The 22,757-nt window shown below is 34.6% G+C and carries 21 protein-coding genes and 3 pseudogenes; 5 read left to right on the forward strand and 19 right to left on the reverse strand.

Translation table 11 applies throughout. The features are described 5' to 3' along the window. Nucleotides 1-402 precede the first annotated feature (402 nt). The gene (locus JCM14932_RS04665; protein WP_235700526.1) at nt 403-810 is read right to left on the reverse strand and encodes a GNAT family N-acetyltransferase; all 408 of its coding nucleotides are present in this window, start codon (nt 808-810) and stop codon (nt 403-405) included. A gap of 313 nt (nt 811-1,123) precedes the next feature. Next, complete coding sequence (locus JCM14932_RS04675) at nt 1,124-2,008, reverse strand: cation diffusion facilitator family transporter (protein WP_025023866.1); 885 nt, start codon at nt 2,006-2,008, stop codon at nt 1,124-1,126. A 125-nt stretch (nt 2,009-2,133) separates the two neighbouring features. Between JCM14932_RS04675 and JCM14932_RS04680 the strand changes: the two genes are divergently transcribed. Further along, nucleotides 2,134-2,799, forward strand: coding sequence for a helix-turn-helix domain-containing protein (locus JCM14932_RS04680; RefSeq protein WP_025023867.1), 666 nt, complete (start codon nt 2,134-2,136; stop codon nt 2,797-2,799). Nucleotides 2,800-2,904: 105 nt separating this feature from the next. Further along, the gene (locus tag JCM14932_RS04685) at nt 2,905-4,149 is read left to right on the forward strand and encodes a YhgE/Pip domain-containing protein (RefSeq protein WP_025023868.1); all 1,245 of its coding nucleotides are present in this window, start codon (nt 2,905-2,907) and stop codon (nt 4,147-4,149) included. Nucleotides 4,150-4,237: 88 nt separating this feature from the next. Here the strand turns inward: JCM14932_RS04685 and JCM14932_RS16480 are convergent, their stop codons facing one another. The 6 genes from JCM14932_RS16480 to JCM14932_RS04715 form a co-directional block, all read right to left on the reverse strand. Next, the gene (locus tag JCM14932_RS16480) at nt 4,238-4,408 is read right to left on the reverse strand and encodes a hypothetical protein (RefSeq protein WP_155832073.1); all 171 of its coding nucleotides are present in this window, start codon (nt 4,406-4,408) and stop codon (nt 4,238-4,240) included. A 26-nt stretch (nt 4,409-4,434) separates the two neighbouring features. Next, the gene (locus tag JCM14932_RS04695; RefSeq protein ID WP_025023869.1) at nt 4,435-5,697 is read right to left on the reverse strand and encodes an SLAP domain-containing protein; all 1,263 of its coding nucleotides are present in this window, start codon (nt 5,695-5,697) and stop codon (nt 4,435-4,437) included. Between the two features lie 241 nt (nt 5,698-5,938). Next, nucleotides 5,939-7,408 carry an MFS transporter gene (locus JCM14932_RS04700; protein WP_025023870.1) on the reverse strand — a complete coding sequence of 490 codons (1,470 nt, stop codon included), beginning with the start codon at nt 7,406-7,408 and terminating at the stop codon, nt 5,939-5,941. A gap of 148 nt (nt 7,409-7,556) precedes the next feature. Further along, nucleotides 7,557-8,126 carry an LOG family protein gene (locus JCM14932_RS04705; protein WP_025023871.1) on the reverse strand — a complete coding sequence of 190 codons (570 nt, stop codon included), beginning with the start codon at nt 8,124-8,126 and terminating at the stop codon, nt 7,557-7,559. Between the two features lie 71 nt (nt 8,127-8,197). Continuing rightward, a complete protein-coding gene (locus tag JCM14932_RS04710; RefSeq protein ID WP_025023872.1) occupies nt 8,198-8,806 on the reverse strand; it encodes an MFS transporter in 609 nt (202 codons plus the stop codon). A gap of 130 nt (nt 8,807-8,936) precedes the next feature. Next, the gene (locus JCM14932_RS04715; protein WP_034542604.1) at nt 8,937-9,218 is read right to left on the reverse strand and encodes an ArsR/SmtB family transcription factor; all 282 of its coding nucleotides are present in this window, start codon (nt 9,216-9,218) and stop codon (nt 8,937-8,939) included. Between the two features lie 153 nt (nt 9,219-9,371). Between JCM14932_RS04715 and JCM14932_RS14510 the strand changes: the two are divergent. Next, nucleotides 9,372-10,555, forward strand: a pseudogene (locus JCM14932_RS14510) (MFS transporter). 534 nt (nt 10,556-11,089) lie between these two features. On the opposite strand, the pseudogene JCM14932_RS14515 reads toward JCM14932_RS14510, so the two are convergent. The 3 genes and pseudogenes from JCM14932_RS14515 to JCM14932_RS04740 all read right to left on the reverse strand — a co-directional run bounded on the left by JCM14932_RS14515 (nt 11,090) and on the right by JCM14932_RS04740 (nt 13,759). After that, nucleotides 11,090-11,705 (reverse strand): annotated as a pseudogene (locus tag JCM14932_RS14515) (NUDIX hydrolase). 179 nt (nt 11,706-11,884) lie between these two features. After that, nucleotides 11,885-12,730, reverse strand: a complete 846-nt coding sequence (locus JCM14932_RS04735; RefSeq protein ID WP_034542605.1) for an alpha/beta fold hydrolase — start codon at nt 12,728-12,730, stop codon at nt 11,885-11,887. A gap of 27 nt (nt 12,731-12,757) precedes the next feature. Further along, nucleotides 12,758-13,759 (reverse strand): NADP-dependent oxidoreductase, encoded by a 1,002-nt coding sequence (locus JCM14932_RS04740; RefSeq protein ID WP_025023876.1) that lies wholly within the window; start codon nt 13,757-13,759, stop codon nt 12,758-12,760. Nucleotides 13,760-13,915: 156 nt separating this feature from the next. Here JCM14932_RS04740 and JCM14932_RS04745 point away from each other — a divergent pair, with 156 nt between their 5' ends. Further along, nucleotides 13,916-14,458 (forward strand): TetR/AcrR family transcriptional regulator, encoded by a 543-nt coding sequence (locus JCM14932_RS04745; protein ID WP_025023877.1) that lies wholly within the window; start codon nt 13,916-13,918, stop codon nt 14,456-14,458. Here the strand turns inward: JCM14932_RS04745 and JCM14932_RS04750 are convergent. The 3 genes from JCM14932_RS04750 to JCM14932_RS04760 form a co-directional block, all read right to left on the reverse strand. Further along, complete coding sequence (locus tag JCM14932_RS04750; RefSeq protein ID WP_025023878.1) at nt 14,455-15,201, reverse strand: HAD-IIB family hydrolase; 747 nt, start codon at nt 15,199-15,201, stop codon at nt 14,455-14,457. The two genes, JCM14932_RS04745 and JCM14932_RS04750, sit on opposite strands and share 4 nt — an antisense overlap. A gap of 643 nt (nt 15,202-15,844) precedes the next feature. After that, complete coding sequence (locus JCM14932_RS04755) at nt 15,845-16,756, reverse strand: zinc-binding dehydrogenase (protein ID WP_025023879.1); 912 nt, start codon at nt 16,754-16,756, stop codon at nt 15,845-15,847. A 159-nt stretch (nt 16,757-16,915) separates the two neighbouring features. Further along, complete coding sequence (locus tag JCM14932_RS04760) at nt 16,916-17,641, reverse strand: SDR family oxidoreductase (protein ID WP_025023880.1); 726 nt, start codon at nt 17,639-17,641, stop codon at nt 16,916-16,918. Nucleotides 17,642-18,003: 362 nt separating this feature from the next. On the opposite strand from JCM14932_RS04760, the gene JCM14932_RS14520 reads away from it, so the two are divergent. Further along, nucleotides 18,004-18,336 (forward strand): winged helix-turn-helix transcriptional regulator, encoded by a 333-nt coding sequence (locus JCM14932_RS14520; protein ID WP_034542607.1) that lies wholly within the window; start codon nt 18,004-18,006, stop codon nt 18,334-18,336. Here JCM14932_RS14520 and JCM14932_RS14525 read toward each other — a convergent pair. The 5 genes and pseudogenes from JCM14932_RS14525 to JCM14932_RS04790 form a co-directional block, all read right to left on the reverse strand. Next, nucleotides 18,333-18,964 (reverse strand): annotated as a pseudogene (locus tag JCM14932_RS14525) (NUDIX hydrolase). The gene JCM14932_RS14520 and the pseudogene JCM14932_RS14525 overlap by 4 nt on opposite strands. Nucleotides 18,965-19,061: 97 nt before the next feature. Next, nucleotides 19,062-19,943: a hypothetical protein gene (locus JCM14932_RS04775; RefSeq protein ID WP_025023881.1), complete on the reverse strand. Its 882-nt coding sequence runs from the start codon at nt 19,941-19,943 to the stop codon at nt 19,062-19,064. A 319-nt stretch (nt 19,944-20,262) separates the two neighbouring features. After that, nucleotides 20,263-21,012 (reverse strand): alpha/beta hydrolase, encoded by a 750-nt coding sequence (locus tag JCM14932_RS04780; protein WP_025023882.1) that lies wholly within the window; start codon nt 21,010-21,012, stop codon nt 20,263-20,265. A 128-nt stretch (nt 21,013-21,140) separates the two neighbouring features. Further along, nucleotides 21,141-21,422 (reverse strand): hypothetical protein, encoded by a 282-nt coding sequence (locus tag JCM14932_RS04785; protein WP_025023883.1) that lies wholly within the window; start codon nt 21,420-21,422, stop codon nt 21,141-21,143. Continuing rightward, nucleotides 21,403-22,638, reverse strand: a complete 1,236-nt coding sequence (locus JCM14932_RS04790; protein WP_025023884.1) for a hypothetical protein — start codon at nt 22,636-22,638, stop codon at nt 21,403-21,405. Before JCM14932_RS04790 ends, JCM14932_RS04785 begins: the two co-directional genes overlap by 20 nt. Nucleotides 22,639-22,757 lie beyond the last annotated feature (119 nt).

Here is a 22,757-nt window from a genome sequence, read left to right on the forward strand (position 1 = left end):
AAAATTATAATTATTCAGCGACGAGTAAACAGCATACAAACCATCTACCAATAAAATAAATAGAAAAACTGTGACACCCGCAATCGCAGGAATCCAAGTAATTGAAAACCACACGTCTCTCACTTGGGTATGGGTATAATATGATGATTGCAAAATGGGAATATACAATAAGGCATTGCCCACCGTTCCTTGTATATAAACAACAATACTATATTCTCACACAAAAGATCCTTCAACGAAAAGCCAATAATATTCAATTGTCGTGTACCTGATGATCTTCCCTCTTGCCACATACAATAAGACACTTAGCCGTATAAAAATCTAACAATTTTTTTGACATGTATCGTTATAACGGCATAAAAAAATAGCCTGTTCTCTACTAATGTGGAGAACAGGCTATAATTACAAAACATTCTTATTAAAAATATAAATCTCTCCAAGATGACTCTCGGTTCTTTTACCCGTATCAACAAATCCTGCTTTGGAATACAGGGCTTGTGCAGCAAGATTATCATGATTTACTGCCAGAATTATTCTTTCAATACTATAATAATTATCTCTGACAAAATCATTAAGTTCTAATAATGCCACTAAAGCATAACCACGCCTACGAAAATTAACATCAATTGAAAATGCACGGACTAATATATCTGTTTCATAATTACCACCATAAGATAATGGTCCATCTTTAACATGCAGACAAAAGCATCCCACTAATTGATCATCATTTAGAATCATAATGGGTTGCATATTCGAATTGTAATTAGATCTATCAATGATTGAATCTGGACCACCGACATTATCATTCACACTCAAATCATAACCATCCATCATACTTTGTGTGATTATTTTTTTATTGTACTTTTGTAATTTGATACTCATGATCAATCATCTGTTTTTAAATAATTTTTTATTAATTATCGAAAATAATATCTTAAACGGTTTACGTATCCATTCTTTTATTGAATCAGCAAGACCTAGTAAAGCTAATATTATTATGGATATTTTTTCCATTTTAATCTCCCATTATTACATCTTGATAATCTATCAATTTACTCCATTCAAACACATAATCCAAATTTTATGACCTAATATATGGACACATAAATACCAAAAAACACGCTTATTTTGTAGAGAACTGCATATCAAGTTTAAATATCCCATATTTCTTTTGTAAATCTTCTTGAATATTATCTCTTAACTTTGTCGTTTCCTCTACGGTCATTTTATGATTGACCTGAACCACAACTGACAAATAAATATCATTTTCATATTCACGTCCTTGAATTTGTTGAATCTTTTTTATTTTTTTAAATTTACTAATTTCCAGTTTAAAAGTATTTAGTTTTCCCTTATCAAATCCATCTATCAATCTAAATGCACTGCTATCAAAAATCTTATATGCGGTTCGCATCATAAATACACCAATAATTATTGCATTAAGTTTGTCCAGCCATGCAAATCCCAAACTTGAAATAACAATCACTATTCCGGTTGTCACACTGGTAATTGCATCCAGCCTTTGATCATGCGATGATGCAAGTAATGGCTTACTATTGATTCTTGTGGCAATATGTCGATTAATTAGAAACACAATAAAAGTCAATAATCCTATTCCTATACCAACAAACGCTGCTAAAAAATCCGGTCTAGAATCATTTCTGTTTACTAAGGCACAAATCCCCTTATAAATAACCCACATTCCAGTTTCAGAAATCAGTACTGATGTCATTAATGTAGCAAGTGTCTCAGCTTTGGCATACCCAAATTTATGAAACTGATCTACAGGACGTTTAGCAAACATCAATCCTAAAAAGATTATCAAATATGATAACGTATCAGTTGCACCATTGTATCCATCAGCCTTCAAAGCTGTTGAATTAACAAAGTGACCTACAATCAATTTTGTGGCTGAGATTATCAGATAGAAGCAGACATTCGAGATAGCAATTATTTGTGAACTCTTAATTTCATGAAGGGTGTTTTTTTCAAACTCCTCATACTCCAATAGATCACCTTCTTATGAATTAAATATACATTCATAATTTTTGACAGTACTTTATAATCAAATATAAAGATAAACAAGTAAAACGTGTTATTCTAAATACGAATATTAAGCAAGAGGTGATTAGATTGGCAACAGATAATCGATTAGTCAAGATATTTGAGAGTGCATGTATGTTATTTATTAATTCCGGATACCCTGAAACCAAAATGAAAGATATTGCCCAATCAGCTGGAATCTCAGTTGGTTCCCTGTATGATCTTTTTGATAGCAAGAAATCCTTACTTGACTTTATTTTTATCTCAACATTAGACAAAGATAACTTAACCATATCACATGATTTTCCGATACATGAAGTTTCCTCATCGAGTCTAGCAAGTAAAACTAAATCTACATATGAAATTTATACAAAATCATTTGATTCTAAATTATTATCAAATGACAAATCATATTCTTTAAAATCATTAATTTTAGATTTATTTGATATATTTGAAATTTATGGTCGCTACTTCTTAATACTAGAAAAAAATCCAACCATAGATATCACCCTAATAAAACTATATGAAAAATACAGAAAAACTTTGTACAAAAATATTAGTATCTACTTGGACAATAATAATAGTTTACGTAAAACAAGTGATTCTCACTATGACTCAATGATGATAGTCGATCTTGTTTTTTGGTGGTCAACTCATAAGAAATATGATTCCTTCGAAAATTCAAAGAATAAATACAATATGGATACCATGTCTAAAACCATAATTGATGCACTTACTAATGGCTATGCCAAATAATAAGTGCTTTTTATTTGTACAATTAATTGAATGGATATATTCTTAGCCTGATTTTAAATGAACGAACGGTTCATTCATAATAAAAAATCAACCGAGGCGTTTAATATGTTCACATCAGAACTAAGATATATCTTCAAACACGATCACTCATTGATTAGAATTCTACTAGGAATATTATTGATTCCTGCATTCTATGCGGTTATATTCCTATCATCGTTATGGAATCCATATCAAGAAACCAAAAACTTACCTGTTGCAGTAGTAAACACAGATAAGACTATAAACCAAGGAGGAAAAAAATATGACTTCGGTACTCAAATAACTAACTCATTAAAAAGGGATAAATCACTACATTTTGAATTCATCTCATCCACTAAAGCTCACAAATATTTAAATGATGGAAAAATTTACATGATAATTAAAATACCAGAAAATTTCTCAAAACAAGCATCTAATTTAGCTACTCCAAATGCAAAAAGAATCAACTTGAATTATTACACAAGTGCTGGGCACAGCTTTGTGGCAATGAAGATGAGCACAACCGCTATTGAAAAAATTCAAACATCACTAAACAACAAAATATCCAGATTATATTTGAATGATTTCATTGAAAGAACAAATAACTCTGGTCAAATTTTGAAAGGTGCACTGGCATCTGCAACAAGTCCAGAACAGTTAAAATTAATTGCTGGAAAAATTCAGCCTTTAAATTCAGGATTTAAGATTATTGATCCCATCAGATTAGTACACCATGATAATACACACGTAAGAAATAATGGAACTGGAATGGCACCCTACTTAATGTCAGTAGCATTATTTGTTGGATGTATAACATTAAATATTATTTATGATACCTATACACCTCATAAAGAACCAAAAAATGGATTCCATTGGTGGATAGCAAAAATGCCATTTCTTTACGGATTCATTATTGTAGCAGCAACCATTATGTACGCATTGCTTGTCTTCTTCTGTGGACTTGAACCAATTCAAGTTATTAAAACTTATGGATTTGTTTTGTTAACTGGCATAACATTCCTAAGCATAGTAACATTCTTTAATTTATTATTTGGAATGACCGGAGCTTGGTTAATGTTACTGTTCATGATTATTCAATTGGGTGGATCTGCCGGAACATACCCAATCGAATTATCAAATAACTTCTTCAAAGCAATACACCCTTATTTACCAATGACAATATCAGTTAATGCATTCAGGAATACTGTTTCAATTGGAAGTAGTATTTTGTCTGAAACCACCATCTTTTCAATATTGTTTGTTTTATTCAACTTAGCAATTATCTTGTTCTTTCATATTAAGAATAAAAAAACTTTATCCGTCGCAAAATAAGTTTTAAAAAGCTTTAAACAGACAAATAACACCTCTAGAAAATAAATTTCTCTAGCGGTGCTATTTGCTTTTTATCATAAAACCTATACTACAAAAGTGCTATCCAATACTTCAATAAAAATACCATTACGATCCCCAAAGCAATGGTGACTTTAGTGAAGACGTTGGTAAATGACTCTTGCTTACCAATGGCAATCATTTTCCAACCTGTATAAGTAATTAATATCATCAGAAATATCAATAATAAATCAATAAACATATTCACTATTTTCCACTAAAACATTTCTAAAAGTTCAATGCAAAACTTGGTTCTTTAATTGCAATACTTGGAACAGAATCAGAATCACCATATGACATACTTACACCCTGTTCGGCATTTTCACCACTTATCTTAACCCACTCATTACTAGATACTCGACCCCAGTATATATTCTTGCTGTTACCAAATACTTTGCTAACTTTCCAAGATGAACCATTTGGCAATGATCTAGTCATAGAGTTAGTAGATGTGTCATAAACTTTTTGATTCCCTATCAATGTAATAGTAACGGAATTATCAGCTGGCACGTAAGTACGCTTGACCCATTGATTATTGGCAACTCGATAATATCTAAAGCCACCAATAACTTTGATTTGATCAACCTTCCATGATGTTCCAACTGATAGATGATTACCGGTCGCAACACCACTATCGTTCACAATTGCAGTCTCATTAGCTCCAATGGTTACGGTTGTATCAACCTTTGCAACTTCCACATTAGAATTATTGTTTGAATTATCACTTGTTGTTTTGAATGCAACAGCTAAGACATATTCATTAGTAGCAACTTTATAGTAATTATTACCTTGAATACTTACTAACTTACCTAATTGCCATGATGAACCTGCTGGTAATGTAACACCTGTATCATTGCCATTGATATCGACAACTTTAGAATTATATCCAAGTGTCTCTACAGTTTTGTTTTGAGTAGATACGGAAGAATTACTATTATTTGAAGTTGAAGCATCAATTAATGATGAACCTGTTGAAACAATATATTCACTACCACTCACTTGATAGTAAGATTTACCACCAATCACAACATTGGGATTCAACACTTTCCAGGCAGATCCAACAGACAATGTTCTACCAGTAGCGTTACCGTTGATATCATAAACGGTTCCCCCGCCCTGTTGAATAGTAGCAACCGGATTGTCCAATGTTAGTCTGCTATCAGTAGCGACATTATTTTGGACTTTATTATCAGGACCAACAATATCCATACCATCAGCTGCAGCATATTCATTGTTACCAACTTGATAATAAATTACGCCATCTTTGTTAAAAGATGAGCCCAACTTCCAAGAAGTAAAGTTTGACAATGAACTATCAAGAATAGGGTTTCCATTACCATCATAAAGTGTATTCCCGCCACGTCGAATTGTCCCCGTCAATCCGCTCTCAGCCGCATGAACAGATACTGTTGAAGTTGGTATCGAACCAAGTACTGCGGGAGCCATTAAAATGGCAAGTGATGAAGCTAATGCAACTCTTTTTCTATTCATTATATTTTCTCCTCTATCTCAAGACATGAATAACAATTTCAAACACGACCTGTTTATACCTTCAGTATACTATCTGGCATCAAACACTCACAAAGCTTATCTTAATATTTAATAATTTCTTTACGCTGGACTTATCAAGTCTTTTTCCAGAATAAGAATAAATGAATTCATATTAACCAGACCTTCAGTCAGCTCTAAAAGACCTGAAATATATTTGTCGAAAATAATGAGCACCTAACAATTATTCATTCTTTATTGTTTGGTTTGTCTTATCGGTTAAGTTGAGTAGGAAAACAATGATAAAAAGAATAATCGCACAAATAAACACATTGTGGAAAGCTACCAATAAAATTTTGTTTATTGTTGCTGACTGGCTTGTTGAAATTAATTTATGAGTTGAAGCATCAATATATTGGTTGATCTTGGAAATTGAAATACCAGCATTCTTTTGGATCCCAGCATTTAGACTAGTGTTAAATATTAGTCCAAAAATACCAGTCATTAATGTTTGTCCTAGTGTTCTTCCCAGTGTGAGCATGGAAGATGCCACTCCCACGTTTTCTTCAGGCACTTCAACTTGGGCAATGACAGTATTCATAGTAATAATAGTCCCTAATCCGGCACCCGTGATAGCTGCAATAATATAAAACAAAATCATCGGTAGGCTCTTAGTCGCAAAAATTAAAGGAATATAAAAAATTGTCTGTATCACAATAATCGGTAAAGCAATATGTTTGGGTGAAAAGCGTTTAATTAATGGGCCAACGCTAAATGAAAAGATTAACCAAAAAATTGGACTTGGAGTGATTGCAAACCCAGCGACAGATGCCGGCACGCCATAAATGGATTGCAACCATTGAGGAAAATAGATCTGAAAACCTATTTGTACACCGCTAAGAAGAAGAGCCGTGAATATTTGAGTCGAAAATGTTCTATTTCTAAAAAGTTTCAATGGAATTACTGGATTCACACTTCGATTTTCCTGTTTTAAGAAAATAACAAAAGACACAAAACTGACAATTAAGAGAAATATGGCTGATATTTTTGATGATTCTTTATTACCAAGAAACTGAAGAGCCAACAATAATGTAATCAGAAATACGGAAAGGGCAGCTGATCCAATGTAATCAATTGGAAGGGACGCGGATTCTGGCCTTTTTTCCTTGTAGCCAAACAATATCAAGATAAAAACTAAAATGCCAAGAGGAGCATTAATAAAGAAAACCCAATGCCAGTTTAGCTGATCCACAATGAAACCACCTAATAACGGTCCAAATAGAGCAGAAATTCCCCATGCAGTGTTATTCAGTGCCATTATTCCGGCACGTTTATCGACTGGGAATACATCCGCAATAATTGTAAAAATAACGGGCATTACAGCACCTGCACCCATTCCTTGTATTGCTCGTGAAAAAATCAAAAATACGATATTTGGAGCAAATCCACACATTGAAGATCCTAACACGAATAGAAATAGTCCAATCAAGAATACTGGTTTACGCCCAACCTGATCACTAAATTTCCCGTAGATCGGTGTAGAAATTGCAGTAGTAAGTAGATACATAGAAAAAACCCAATTTTGCATAGATATTCCATGTAAGTCACTAGTAATAGTTGGTAGTGCAGTGGTAACAATTGTCGTCTCAACAGAAGTCATAAATGTTGCAATGAAAATAGAACTAAGAATCAACATTAAATGTTTATTTTTCATAAGATTTAGCTCCAATCTTAGAATTAGAATCAACTTTGCTCAAAGTTCTACATTTTAAATTCTTAGAAAGCACTTTGATATTGCAATTGAGCAAACTGAAAAAACTAAGTTGTTTATCATATCAACTGTTAATAATAATTAATTTCACCTACTTAGAATATTTCCGAATCATCGGTGGAACATAACCGTCCATGAATTGATAAATATCATCTAATGAATCAGAGAAAAACAACTTTTCTCTATCAGCTTCCGTCAAGAATCCTTTATCTACCATACTGTCGAACATCAACTTCAACGGATCAAAATATCCATCAACATTGTACAGAACACACGGATTATCATTATCGCCTAATCGTGCCCAAGAAAATGCTTCGATGATTTCCTCCAAAGTACCAGGACCACCTGGTAGCGCGATACAGCCATCAGATAGTTCTAACATTCGTTGCTTACGGATCGACATATTGGATACTACCTTTAAGTCAGTTAATCCTTCGAACGCTGCTCCACGGTCAACTAATTCTTGCGGCATAATTCCATATACCTCGCCATTTTTAGAGAGAACTTCTTGCGCTAGAGTCCCCATCAATCCGACTCCACCACCGCCATATACCAAATCAAGATTGTTTTCTACCAACCAATCAGCTAATTTAACAGCCGCCTTCTTGTAAATATCATCATTCCCAATTGACGCTCCGCAATACACTGCAATCCGTTTCATTATTATCTCCTTATTCGTTTAAAAATAACTTTAACATATTTGTATAGCTTAAAATTACGAGCTTTTTTGTATTAAATATTAATCAAATTATTTTTAAACTGAAGTGAAAAAATAACACCCAAGACAGAAATCATACCCGCTCCAAACATTGCTGCACGAAAGCCGTTCGTAAATAGTTCAGCGTTCGAAACTCCACCAAACTTGTAAAAAATAACAACTGAAATAGTTGCCCCTACTGCACCACCAAGCAATCGAAAAACATTATAAATTCCGGAGGCCTTACCGATAGCTGATTTATCAACCGATCCTAAAACAGCTTTTTGTAACGCTGGACCAGCCATAGATAAACCTATTCCTTCGATGATATGTGCGACTACCAAAATCGTAATATTATTCGACAAAGCACAGAAAATTGAACCTAAAGTAAAAATGAAAATACCCCAATTATAAACTTTCCTTCTTCCAATCCGTTCGCCCAATGAAACTCCAACTAACAGTACAGCCGCAATCGTAATATTGTATGAATTCATTGCCCACTGCAAAGCATTCACTGAAATATTCAGATCTGTTCTGATGGCCGTCGATGCAGTGGTTACAATCATGGAATCCATCATCGACATAAAGAAGCCTAATGATGTTAGAACCAAAATCCAGGTTGAATTAACTTGTTCATCCTTCATTTATAATTTCCTCATTCATTGTTTTTTATTCAAAAATGGTTCAAATGTTTTTGAACTATTTAAAATTAACATTCTAAAAAATATATGACAAGAAAAATGGCAAACAAAAAGAGAGCATAAATATACGCTCTCAAATATTTTTATAATATTTAGTAATAAATTTATCAAACGTGGCCGGATTTAAGCTAACATATTTTTCTCGAGCTTCTTTTCTGGCGTTTATCAAACCAGCCTCTTGTAATAACTTAAAATGGTAAGATCCTGAGGTTTTACTGATGTTAAGAGCTTTCCCCACTTCACCACAAGAAACCTCATGCTCAGTATGCTTCAAATATTTAATTATCTCCAATCGGACCGGATCAGACAATGCTTTAAAAATTGCTATTTGATTTGCATCTTTTGTATTCATCATACTGTGTATTTTACTAAACTTTTGTTGAACACTTCAAGACGAAGCACTCACATAAAATTTTATTTTCTAAAATATTTTTTATAAAGAAAAGACTGACTGTAGATAGTTCAGGTACAATTATAGGTGTAATTATTTACTGGGGGGAACATCAAAATGAACAAATATCGTTGGCAAGCTAGTGCCTTAGTCCTAGCATCGTTTATGCTGGGTTGTAATGAATTTATGGTCGTTGGGGTTATTTCAGATATTGCGAAATCTTTGCGAGTTACAGTTGCGGATGCCGGTTATTTAGTAACCATCTTTGCCGTTGTCTACGCAATCAGTACGCCACTAGTCACTCTTTTTTCCAATAAATTCAATCGTTTCAGGGCGTTAATGGTTCTCATGATTATCTTCTTTATTGGTAATACTGCCAGTGGATTTGCTACTACTTATAGTACCTTTCTAGTTTCACGATTATTAACTGCCGTTGTGGCCGGCACGATTGAATCTTTGATCATCGTCTTTGCCAATAATTTAGCTCCACACGACAAACGTGCCATCTTAATTTCTTGGATAGCAGCCGGTTTTAGTATTGCATCAGTCATTGGATTGCCCATCGGAACAGCTATTAGTACCGCAACTAGTTGGCATGTCGCCTTTCATCTCATATCAGTTTTGAGTTTTTTCACTTGTATTGTTTTGGCATTTATTTTACCACGTCATTTGGCTCAAGCACCGGAAAGCAGCCTAAAAGGGCAATTGGTCTTACTAACTGATCGTAGAATCTACCTCGGCGCAACTCTAATCCTTTTTTCTGCAGCAGCTGAATATGCCTACTACACTTATATCAGGCCGTTGATTACAACTGCTATGGGATTCAGTACAACAGCCCTAAACTGGCTACTGTTTATACTTGGAATTATGAGTATCTTGGGTAATCGCCTTTCGGGCACGGTGGCAGAACGAAGTGGTCTATCAACTTTGCCACGGTTCTACATAGCCAACTTTATTCTTCTAATGATCTTGCCGTCAGCATTGAACAATCAATTCACGGGTGTTGGAGTGCTCATGATTCTAACTCTTATTATCCTTGTATTGAATTCACCGATTCAGATTCACTTTTTGGATGTAGCTGAGGCTGATTATCCACAAGCAACCTTACTTGCATCATCCTTAATGCTATTTTCTTTAACATCGGAATTTCATTGGGATCAGCTACGGCGGCCGGTGTCTTGGCACATGGTGGCTTATTACGTCTAGGTTACGGTGGAGCTGCTTTTTCTATTTTTGCATTAATAACAGCACTGATGTTAAATCACTCTATTGCTGCACATCAACTTAAAAACCAGCAATAATGATACAGGAACTATTTAAATATTTGTCCTGTCTAAAATAATTGCTGAATCATATGGTAGCTGATACAATGTGATTGTAATAAAAAAGCAGACCGAAATGATGGTCTGCTGGCAATTCCGCTAATGCGGTGGCCAATTTATCTAGTGAAGTGAACCGATAACGGTCAAGTTAATGGGGTTCACTTTTTTTAATATCCAAATGATAAGTTTTACCTGCACAATTATCTTGAACGTAACCACCAGTGACGAATGAGTCATTCCTAGAATAGCGATCAGACAAGATAATACATACAGAACATTTATCAAAAAAGTTAACAAGATCTCTCCTTTCGATTCGGATTAACACTATGAAATCATCCATAGCGACACCTCCTTTACTTAATGTCGAGACCACCGCATCAACAAACTGCATAATTATCATTATCCTTGATTATTAACCGTAGTCCAATTAATACAACCGAATATAAAAAATTAGTTAACTACTTATATAGATAACAAATACCACTCATTTTTATAATAAGTGGTATTTTTATTTCAATCAAAAATCGTATCCCATACTTTACTATTATGCAATCAAATGCCAGCTCCAAATCTTCCGGAATATTTCGATTCAACGATAACTTCAATTGTAATGCTTCATCCAGGGTAAAATAGTTTGCTGCATCAGTTTCTGAAGTATCAACATCCCCAATATTATTATCATCAGGAACACATTCAATTATATGTCGATAAATGTAACTAAGATTTTTCTTAGCATAATTGTGCTTCTGAATATCTCTTACCGCGATCAAGCGCTTAGGCGTAACGTGAATACCAGCTTCTTCATGCGTTTCTTTGATAGCAACCTCACCCGCAGAATAACCAATATCTGCCCAGCCACCAGGAATAGACCATGTATCACTCAGTTTCTCATTTACCAACAAGATCTTATCTTCACTGTTAAACGTGACAGCACGAACATCAACTTTTGGCGTTACATAGCATTATCTGAATCAAAGAAGATATTTAATTGTTGCTCATCAGCTCCAGTGTACTTAGCGGCAATCTTTTTAGCGACATCTTCCAATTGTTCATATCGTTCCATATCAAAAACATCCTTGGTATAATACTTACCAGATTGTGCAATTGCCTGTAATTGCTGTAGCAATATCTATAAATTGTCCATGCGTCTCTCCCATAATTAAGTAATTAATATTTGTATGAAAATAAGATTATCATAATGGAAACGCACTTTGTTACGAGCTTTTTTATAAAAAATACTTACAAATTGATTTGAGGATATTAATAAAATAAGCCATTAATGGATTACAACTTCCATTAATGACTTTTTTAGTCTTTATAAAATTCATCTGCACTTTTAACAAATGAAGTATTATTTTGTGCAATACTCCCATGTCCAGCATCAGGATAAACGATTAATTCACTGTTAGATAATCTTTCATGAAGTGAGTATGTATTAGGTTCAGTTGGAACCATAATATCATTATCCCCATTAACTACTAAGACAGGTTGATCCAACACTGACAAATCAGCTGGATCTTCTTTGCCCCACTTATTAATAGCTTTTAATTGACTACGATAAGCGAACCAATTAATTGTCTTGTCACGATTATTCTTACGAATCTTTAATCTTGCAACGAAATCTTTTGCACTGCTTTTACCATTTGGTGTTGTTGTAAAAAACATATATTCCTTGATATCTTTAAATGTCAATAACGCTTTAACAAGTGAGTAATCAGATATCTTCGTCACATTTTCAATCCCTTCACCACCACGTGGTCCAGTTCCTGCTAAAATCACACGGTTGATAGCATCAGGTTCTTGTAACATCAATTCCTGTGCAACCATGCCGCCCATGGAGAATCCCAATATATTGACTTTGGTCAATTTCATAGCTCGAATAAAGTTAAACGCGTCCTTTGCCATTTCTTGAATACTATCTTGAACTGTACCATTTGAGCCACCTACTCCTTGATAATCAAAAGTGATCACCCAATGATTCTTAGCTAGCCCATCAATGATCACGGGGTCCCAATTATCTAGATTAGCTGATAAGTGATTGAATCCAATAATAGGTGTTCCCTCTTTTTTACCTAGCTCACGGTAGACATATGACACACCATTGCTGGCTGTAATTATTTTGTTTTCTGCCTCAATATAGTGAAATTCTTCCATTATAATATCCTCATCAATACTCAATTTTTAAAAGCGAATTACTACTTTGCCCTTAGGATGTCCATTAGCCACAAGCTCTAGTGCCTCATTAATTTCTGTCAGTTTGAATTCAGTTGGATCAACTGCAGGTTCAATCTTATTTTCTTCGACAATCTTGGTAATCTTCTTTAGCTGTTCTCCATTACTCTTAACAAAAATGAAGTGATATTCAACATTAGCCTGTTTAGCTTTTTTATCGATTTTACTACCAGCTATCGAGAACAATGTGGTTTTCAAAAATGATAAATTGCGGTCCTTGGCAAACCGGCGATTAGGTCCCATGATCAGTGACAGCAACTTACCACCCGATTTCAAAATCTGTAATTCATGGTTTAACTCTTTGTTACCAATAGTATCGATCACATAATCAACTGACTTCAAATGTTCCCAATAGTTTTGCTTACGATAATCAAAATATTGTTCAACTCCCATATCAATTGCCGATTGTTCTGAACGAGCATTTCCACTAACCATAACTTTCATGCCCATTTCCTTAGCAATTGGAATTGCCATTTGTCCAAATGAACCTGACCCACCGGGGATCATCACACTCTGTCCAGGTTGTACTTCTAGTTCTTCAGTCAGCCCTTGATAGGCGGTTAATCCAGTCAATGGAACTGCAGCACTATGAACAAAATCTAAATTGGTTGGCTTAATTGCGATAGCATGATAGTCAACAGCAACATATTCGGCAAAGGCGCCGATTCTGTCTAATGGCAATCGTGAATATACTTTATCACCAGCCTTAAAACCTTTGACGTTCTTACCGACTGATTCAACGATTCCAGACAATTCATTTCCCATTGTCACGGGCATTGAATAATCTTGAACCAATTTTACGCTACCTGTTCCAATTAACATTTCCAAAGGATTGACGGCAGCTGCCCTCACCTTGACTAACACTTCGTCATCGCCAGTTTCTGGAACTGGTATATCTTTAATAACCAATTTAAAGTTTTTGTCATATTTCAATAATTGAGCTGCTTGCATATTGTTGATTCTCCTCTATATGTTAATAGGTAACTTTTTCTGTATTTTGTAACTGAAACCATAATATGTTTCTTGGTTACAAAAGTCAAATAAAGTTACTTAGTAAAAAAATATGTTAAAATAAATTTAATTGTAAAAGGAGTTAAACTAATAAAAATGGCTGAAAAAACTAGGGACAAAATATTGGCTACGGCTGAAAAACTAATCTTGGAAACTGGAGATTCTGAAGTAACCTTGAATCAAATTGCCTCTGAACTTGGGCTTTCACACGCTGCACTATACAAGCATTTTCGTAACAAACAGGCGCTCTGGGAAGCTGTTGCATCTGCTTGGTTCAATCGGGAAATCATAAATAAAATCAATATTTCTCCATCCCTTCCGCAAAAAGAGCAACTGCATGATTGGTTATGGTCATTCGTCAACGCAAAAAAAACAGCATTCAATACAAACCCTAAGATGTTTGCACTGAATACTGAATATATTGATAATAATACGCAAGCTCTACGGAATGTTCTAACTAGTGCGTATCAAGTGATTGATTCAATAATGGATTACCATGATCCAAAATTTGAAAAGTCTGAACTAATATTGGCTGCATTCTCAATTTTTACATTGCCAAATTTTAAAGATACCTGGAATGATCCTGATTATGATCAAAGATTTGAAATGTTGTGGAACTTAATAAAGGATGGCATCTAGACAAACTGATTGATATTTTTTGTTATTTCAGAAATGTCAGCTGTGCACTCGATTTGATTATCAACTAATGGACTAGTTTTGCTTGTGATCCAAACTCCACTCTGGGCATGCTGTAACATTTCAACATCATTTTTGTCATTCCCAAAAGCAATGTACTCTGTGATACCAAGTTTACTCAAAGTCGAATATTTGTTTACATCATTAGCGGTAATATTCAAGTTACCCTCACCAATATGACTCACAACCGCTAAATCCGTATTAGTACGTAACGATTCTGAAATTTTGTTGAGCAGCTTATTATTCAAATCCAACAGGATTATCTTGACCGGAGTCTCGATCATCGACAACGGGATTTGTCTCGCAAAATTACCGATATCTATTTGACCGTACATGCAATTGTTCTCTGTTATTTGTGAGGCATAATTCCAATCACTATCAACTACATAAGATAATTGATATTTAGTGATCAATTCAAATACAAACTTGGCATCTTCTGAATTGATTGTATTGATAATCTTAATTTTGGAATTATCTGAAACCATTGCACCATTGGCACCTATTAAGAGATTGTCATTAAACTCATCTGGAAGAACTGGCAGTAAATCTCGAATTGGTCTAGCTGATGCAAAAATAACTCGATGGCCATTTACCATCAGTTCTTTTATTGAAGCAATTATTTCATCCGGAATGTTTTGACCATTAAAACTTATCGTTCCGTCAATATCAAATACAAAGTTTTTCATTGATAACTTCTCCATAATTGTTGATACATAATTTTACCATGTCTGGATTGGTTAATTTTACTAGCTTTTTAATAGAAAATATTAGAATATTTTTTACTTAATATTTATCACCACGCTTTGTTTGTCCGATAAACTTAAGGTTATCAGCATAATTAATATAATTAACACTGCAATATAAAATTATTAAACGAACCAAGTAGAATATAATTGATATAGGAATACCTACCTGATACAATGTACTTGCAATAAAAAAGCAGACCGAAATGATGGCCTGCTAGCAGTTCCGCTAATGCGGTGGCCAATTTATCTAGTAAAGTGAACCGATAACTGGGCAGTTAATACGGGTTCACTTTTTTAATATCCAAATGATAAGTTTTACCTGCACAATTATTTTGAATGTAACTATCAGTGACGAATGAGTCACTCAGATGTAAGCCTAATAATAACCACTAATATAAAAACTTAGTTAGAACAATAATTATTAAAGTTTTAAAATATACGCAAAAGACATTCCAACCAAATTAATGGCTGAGAATGCCTTTTTATTTTGCACTAAATTTTTTCCTTAAATAAAACAAAATCACTAAGATCAAACCAATTCGAATAATTTGAATCACCAAAAATGAGCTAAAGAAAAATATAATTAGTTGTTCCATTTTAATAATATCCTTCCTTGTGAGTGCGAATCTTTAGATAAAGTTTGTGCCTCAACAACATCCCTAAAATTAAACACTTCTTGGATATAGGCATGCAACTCTCCGACAGATAACATATTCAACAGCTTCATATAATCTTTGGGTAAGATATTCGGTTGAATAAAACTAAACTTATTTGAATTAAAATAATTCATTGCAATAGAAATAATTGGTAGATCAGGGAAGACAGAGGAAATTTCATCTAGTATTCTCACATTACCAGCGGTATCAATCACTTGAGTAATATCAAGGCTAACCAAAAGTTGTTCATTGACGTCGCCCGTATAGTCTATTACTACATCTGCTCCAATCATCTTCAAAAATTCAACATTAGAACTGTGACCAACCGCAATCACTTTCACACCTCGTAACTTCAATAATTGTATTAAATAAGTTCCAATACCTCCAGATGCGCCAGTTATTAAAACGACATCCTCAGAATTAATATTTGCTTTTTTGATAATTCCTAATGCTGTATCAGCACCACCAATTATCGTTGCTGCATCAGACAATTCTACATTATCTGGAACTGGAAATAATATTGGTGGAATTCGTGAATCTACTATTGTACTTGCTGATCCAGATAGTGAAGCCCCAATTACTTTTTTACCAATCAAACTTTTATTTCTTAAACTACCAACATTATCCACTATTCCCGCAAATCCATAGCCAATTACAATTGGCAATTTAACTGGCCGAATATTCTTTAATTCACCACTTTCGGTTCGCCAATCGTATGGTAATACCGGAGTGTACTTTGTTTTTATTATTGCTGACAGCGGACCGGATTTTGGGTCAGATACCACTTTTATTTTCAAATCTGAAATTCCATTAAATGTGTCTTGTATGATTGCTTGCATGTTATACGCTCCTTATCGATTTAAGGAAAATATAGCAAGAATCATCCAATGTAGATAATAAGAGTTCTTATATATCAAAAAAGCCGAGAACCTCTTCTCAACTACACATGCTCTAAACACGTTTACAAAAAAACAACAATCCCCGCTTTTTGACACGCTCTAATTATCTTGTGCAGTGGCAGCAATATCAACTTCACGAATATTTACTTCTTGTGGCATTTCATACATGAACTTAACTGTCTCTGCAACATGTTTAGGGTCCAAAGTAATTCCACCCATTGATTGTTTCCATTCTTCGTATTCACTCAATGCTTTGTCATCTGTAACGTGGGTCAACAATTCTGTCTCTGCAGCACCTGGAGCAACTAACATTACACGAACATTCTCACCTGAAACTTCTTGACGAACTGTCTCGCTCAAGCCATGAACACCAAACTTGCTAGCAACATAAGCAGCGTGATTTTGGAATGCCTTGAATCCAGCAATTGAAGAAATATTGATGATAGTACCGTGATGATTTTCTTTCATTTCTGGAAGAACAATTTGCATACCATTTAGTACTCCCATGACATTTGTATCAAGCATAGTTTGCCATTCCTTTGATGATTGCTTCCACACGTTGCCAAGTAACATAACTCCAGCATTATTGATAAGCAAATCAGTAGCACCGTACTTTGCTTCGGCTTCATGAATTGCCTTAGATAATTCATCTTGATCCGTCACATCAGCGTGTCTGATCATAATCTCACCTGACAAATTCAAAGCTTCAATTTTTTCAGTACGACGTCCAAGTAATAATAGTGGATAATCATTTTCATTGAACAAACGTGCCATAGCAGCACCAAAACCTGAACTTGCACCTGTAATAACAATTAATTTTTTCATTTATATTTATACTTCCTTCTAATAATTGATTTCAACGATTTCTTATTATAGACTGAGATGCAAATTGAAAAGTACGCACTTTTTGGTTACTAGGACAGAGAGCGAAAAAAGCCGGGAAATTTTGAGCACTACCTAGAATTAACGTTGTGGCACAAAGTGACACATCGGTTATTCGTAGTAGGCGCAGAAATTTGGCTTTTGTAGCTCGTTTCAACAGAGAGTGGAAAAAATCGGGAAATGCTGAGCATAGCCTAGATTAATAATTGATACGGTTTGTGTATCCTTTGTTAATCGTAGCTAAGCGGAGGCATTTGATTTTTGTAGCTCATTTCAAAGTGCAGAAAAAATCGAGGAATATATAAATGTACGCAAATGAATTCGATGCAACAATGCAATTAATCCGTGGAAAATGGAAGATTAGAATTTTATACCAACTAAACGGTAATGAACACTCAAGATTTAATACTTTAGAGCGTAATATGAAACCAATCACTCACAAAATATTGGCTGAACAAATTCAACAAATGATCGACGCGGGACTAGTTGAACGACACGATTTCCACGAACAACCACTACATGTCGAATATAATCTCACAAAAAAGGGCCAATCCTTAATTCCAGTCGTTGACGTTATCTGTGACTGGGGATTGGCTAATATTGATCCTTCTGAACTCAAAGAAACATTGTGTGATTAATCAAAAACCGTTTCCCAAACTGTACTATTATGCATTCGAATGCCATTTTTAAATCTTCAGGAAGATTTCTGCTTAATGACAGATTCAACTTCAAAGCTTCATCCAATGTGAAATATTCAGCAGCATCAGTTTCTGAATTATCCACATCGGTTAACTTATTATTATCGGGTACGCATTCAATAATATTCTTATAAATGTAACTAAGATTCTTTTGGGCATAATCATGCTTATGCATATCTCTAACGGCTATCAAACGTTTTGGTGTAACGTGAATTCCAGCCTCTTCATGCGTTTCTTTGACCGCAATCTCACCTATTGAATAACCAATATCCGCCCAACCACCGGGAATTGACCAAGTATTGCCACGTTTTTCGTTAACTAACAATATCTTTCCTTCACTGTTAAATGTTACTGCACGAACATCGACTTTTGGCGTTACGTAGCCGTTATCAGAATCGAAGAACACATTTAACTGTTCTGGATTGGCTCCAGTAAGTTTACCAGTCAATTTTTTGGCAACTTCTTCTAGTTGGTTGTAACGTTCTATATCGAAGACATCCTTACCATAGTGTTTACCAGATTGTGCAATCGCCTGTAATTGTTGAATTAATAGTTCTAAATTGTCCATATTGTTCTCCTTATGTGAAAGAAGTTATATGGTTATTCTATCATTTTGAGAACTAACTAAAAAACCACTGTGATGTTTCCAACAGTGGCTTTATTTTTTAATATTTGCTTGGATTAAATTGCTCATCACCAGGTTGGTCGTTGTACGTTTGCTTTGCGGCCTGTGAATAAGGTGTGACGTCACCATCAGAAGCCACATTGCCATCATAGGCAATAAAGGCACTAATGGATGGATCAGTATTGCTATAAACATTGAATCCACCATCAACTGGTGTAGCCATGATATCATTACGACCGCCCAATGCCATTGAGTGCTTGTACAATGCTACAGCTTGATATGAATTAGTAATAATACGTTGAGAACTAGTTGATGATTGTGATGCTGTACTTGCCTTAGCAGGTGTGGCACTTGAAGCACTACTCTTTTGCAATGTGCTTGGAGCAACGCTCACGGTTGCAGTAGATGATGCAGTCCCAGCAGGTGTCGCCGCTTGTTCTGAACTACCTTCCTGAGCATCTAGTCCCGAAGTATCTTTTAAGTAAGCCAAACGATAATTTTTACTTAGATAATAGTAAGAACCTGATCTCTCGAAATCAGACTTAGAAAGATTCTCGAATAATTTATCAACTTTTATCTCATCTTCAGATTTAAGTGTAATTTCTTTCTTGAGACTTGAGTTGATTTGGAAATCTGGGTCCTTGGGATCCATCATCATGAAACGGGATAGATTGAATTTCACATTCTTGTCAGTATCATTTTTGACTATCATATCGACGGCATAACCATACGAATCATTTGTAGTCTTGAATTTGAATTCAACATCCTTTTTTTCATCCTTAGTTAAAGTTTGATAGTTAACTGTCTGAATACTTTCTTCAGGCTTGGCTGTCTTTGCAGTTGCCTTTTTCTCAGCGCCACAGCCAGCTATGAATAAGAAAGCTAGCATTGCTACTAGTAAACCCCATAATTTCTTTTTCATAATCTTACCTTCTATAGTGAACAAATATAGTAATTCACGCCCTTATTTAACCACCATAGAAATATATAACAATTAAAGCATCCTCACTGTACGATTCGTAATATAAAAAGCCACTGTTGATTACATACGGGACACCAAAATCATCCATTTCACTGAAAAAAATTATCCAATATGAATTCAACAATCTCACTAGGATAATCTGTGAGCTTAGAAAATTCTTGCCTATTAATAATAATCTTGCAATATTTTTTTATTCATTGGAATTCTCCTGTAGTGACCTTTACCTTAATAGTAGGTGATAATAGTTGAAGAAATTTACCTAATTTAAGAAAAAGTCAGTAGCAATGTTCAAAGCTTCTGCCCGAGAGTTTCCGATTCCAAAGCCATGGTCAGCATCATCCAACAAATGCAAAGTATCATTGGTATAAACGTCATCGTAACGTGTTGAGGCAATCTTATCAACAACCGTATCCTTCAATCCGTGAATTAAACAAACAGGACCATGATATTCTTTAGCAATTTCATAAATTGGCAAAGTCTGCGCTGTTCTGAGATAAAATCCACCTAAGGTTAAGTCTTTCTTGATTGGCAATGCGTCCGGAATATTGTGTGGATCGTAGGTGAACCCCTGTGTATCACCCTTCAATGCATCATCTTTCAACGTTGCAGCCGGAGCCAATAAAGCCAGCTTAGCAATTTTTTCGGGATAATAACCGGCAATCATGCTGGCCACAACTCCACCTTGTGAGTGACCTAATAGATAAATTTTTTTGACACCTTCGATTTGTCTTGCATAATCCAAGATAGCTTTAGCATCACCAATTTCATTTAAAACAGTCATGTCGACAAACTTTCCATCCGATTGACCATGACCATTAAAATCAAACCGTAACGTTGCCAAACCTTTTTCCTCAAAGCGTTTTGCTAATTGATACAACAACTGATCTGGATCAACTCCGCGATTTGAAGTGAAGCCATGCATCAGAATCACCAGATTGAATTTGGTAGCAGCAGGTTTATTGAAAGTTCCTCGCAAAGTTAAGCCATCACGTTTTATTTCGACATCCATTTTTTATCATCCTTTTTCTAATAAATTATGATTATTTTAGTCTTGTTTGTTGGAAAGTTCTAAACTTTTTTAAATCCAATTCTGATATTAAAAAAAACCAGAGCTTCTCAATATAACATCGAGAAATTCTAGTCTTTGTCTGGTTCAATAGAATTCTTAAAATTTTTATAGGTTCGAATCCGCTCAAATGAAATTATATCGGCCTGTAAACTTTGGATAATACTTTTTGAAACCTCTACTGATAGAACTTTATCATCAGCCAACATCAATACGAGAGCCTGCAATACGACTGTAATGTCACCATATCGATCATTATCTTGGTCCTCTTTTAACCAGTCGACAAAAGTTTCCCAAGTCCAAATCCCCCATTGTTCAGGTGCCACCAAATCATTAACTACTAACTGGTCCAATGGTACTCTCTACCGTAAGATAATCAGGTAATTTATATTTCGATCTCTTCAGCCATAACTTTATACCATAATATACTCCGAGCTTATGTAATCTATCAGCCTCACTCCAGATATTTTCCCCTCTAGTATCCAAATGTTCACAAGTTAAATAATAGTTTGTCATATCCGGACTAGGGTCATATTGCTCAACTGCCTTCTTCATTTGGCCATTGCTAAGACTTCTAACATTATCAAGATTGATTCCCTCAGAATGATTGAGTTTTAGATTTCCCACTCCCTGACTTAGATTTACTTGCTCCATATAATTTTGAATGGCTTCATCATCATTAAGATCAATACCCTGTTTCCGCATATTTATCATAGCTGTTTTTGCCAGTCCAAAATTTTCGGGATTCTCAGCCAATTCAAACATTTCCGCCTCACTAGCTACCAAATATCGATTGTAGTTTTCGACACGTTTAGCATTTATCAAACATTTAGTAGCCAAAAAATTTAATAATCCAGTTAAGGCTGGAACAACATACTTATACTGTTTGACCGTAAAATCAACATTACTAACAAAAAAGTTTGTTAAAATTCCATGAATTGCCTTCTTGGTCCATGACTTCGGTGTTTTTCGATAAATGTCATAAGCCTTTTCAGACAAAACTTGCATGGAAACACTGACAATGATTTTCGTAACGCCTTTAGTTCTCTTTTTCCATGCTGGACTATTCATGTACAATCTGACCCAAGCCTTAGTATATCCGGAAATTTCGTTAGCCGTATATTCCCTCCACTCTGGCAATAACGACTGATCAACTTGCTCATCAAAAGAATCTGCAACTTCAGTTTCAGATTCTCCACCATTAAGCAGTGGAACTTGTCTTTCGAATTCAATAAGTAGATAGTCCAATTCTTTATATGTAATTGGAATTAAATTTTTCTTGGCTGCAAAACCTAAGAAAGCACCAATCATGTTATAAGATTTCACAAATATGTCAGCTGCCTTATTGGTACCATCCTTTTCAGTTTCAGTCGCTACATAACCCAAAACGTCAAAAATCTCCTGACTACCCCACGCACCAATACTTTCATAGCCGACCTTTTCCATAATTTTAAAAAAACTGTTAATAATAAGTTTGATTTCTGTTCTTGAATAATCATCTAGAATTTCAATATCATCACTATGGTAAAACTCAGGCCAAATTATTTCTAACTCCGATTGTCTTTTCATAAGCACTTTCCTAAGATGAATTTTTTATTTATATTCTTTTCATAAACTGAGCAAATCGAATTATTGTTTAATCCCTTATTTTAATAATAGCTGAGATTGAAAACAATTTCTATTTTATA

The sequence above is a fragment of the Companilactobacillus nodensis DSM 19682 = JCM 14932 = NBRC 107160 genome, from assembly GCF_000615905.1.
Taxonomy (GTDB): domain Bacteria; phylum Bacillota; class Bacilli; order Lactobacillales; family Lactobacillaceae; genus Companilactobacillus; species Companilactobacillus nodensis.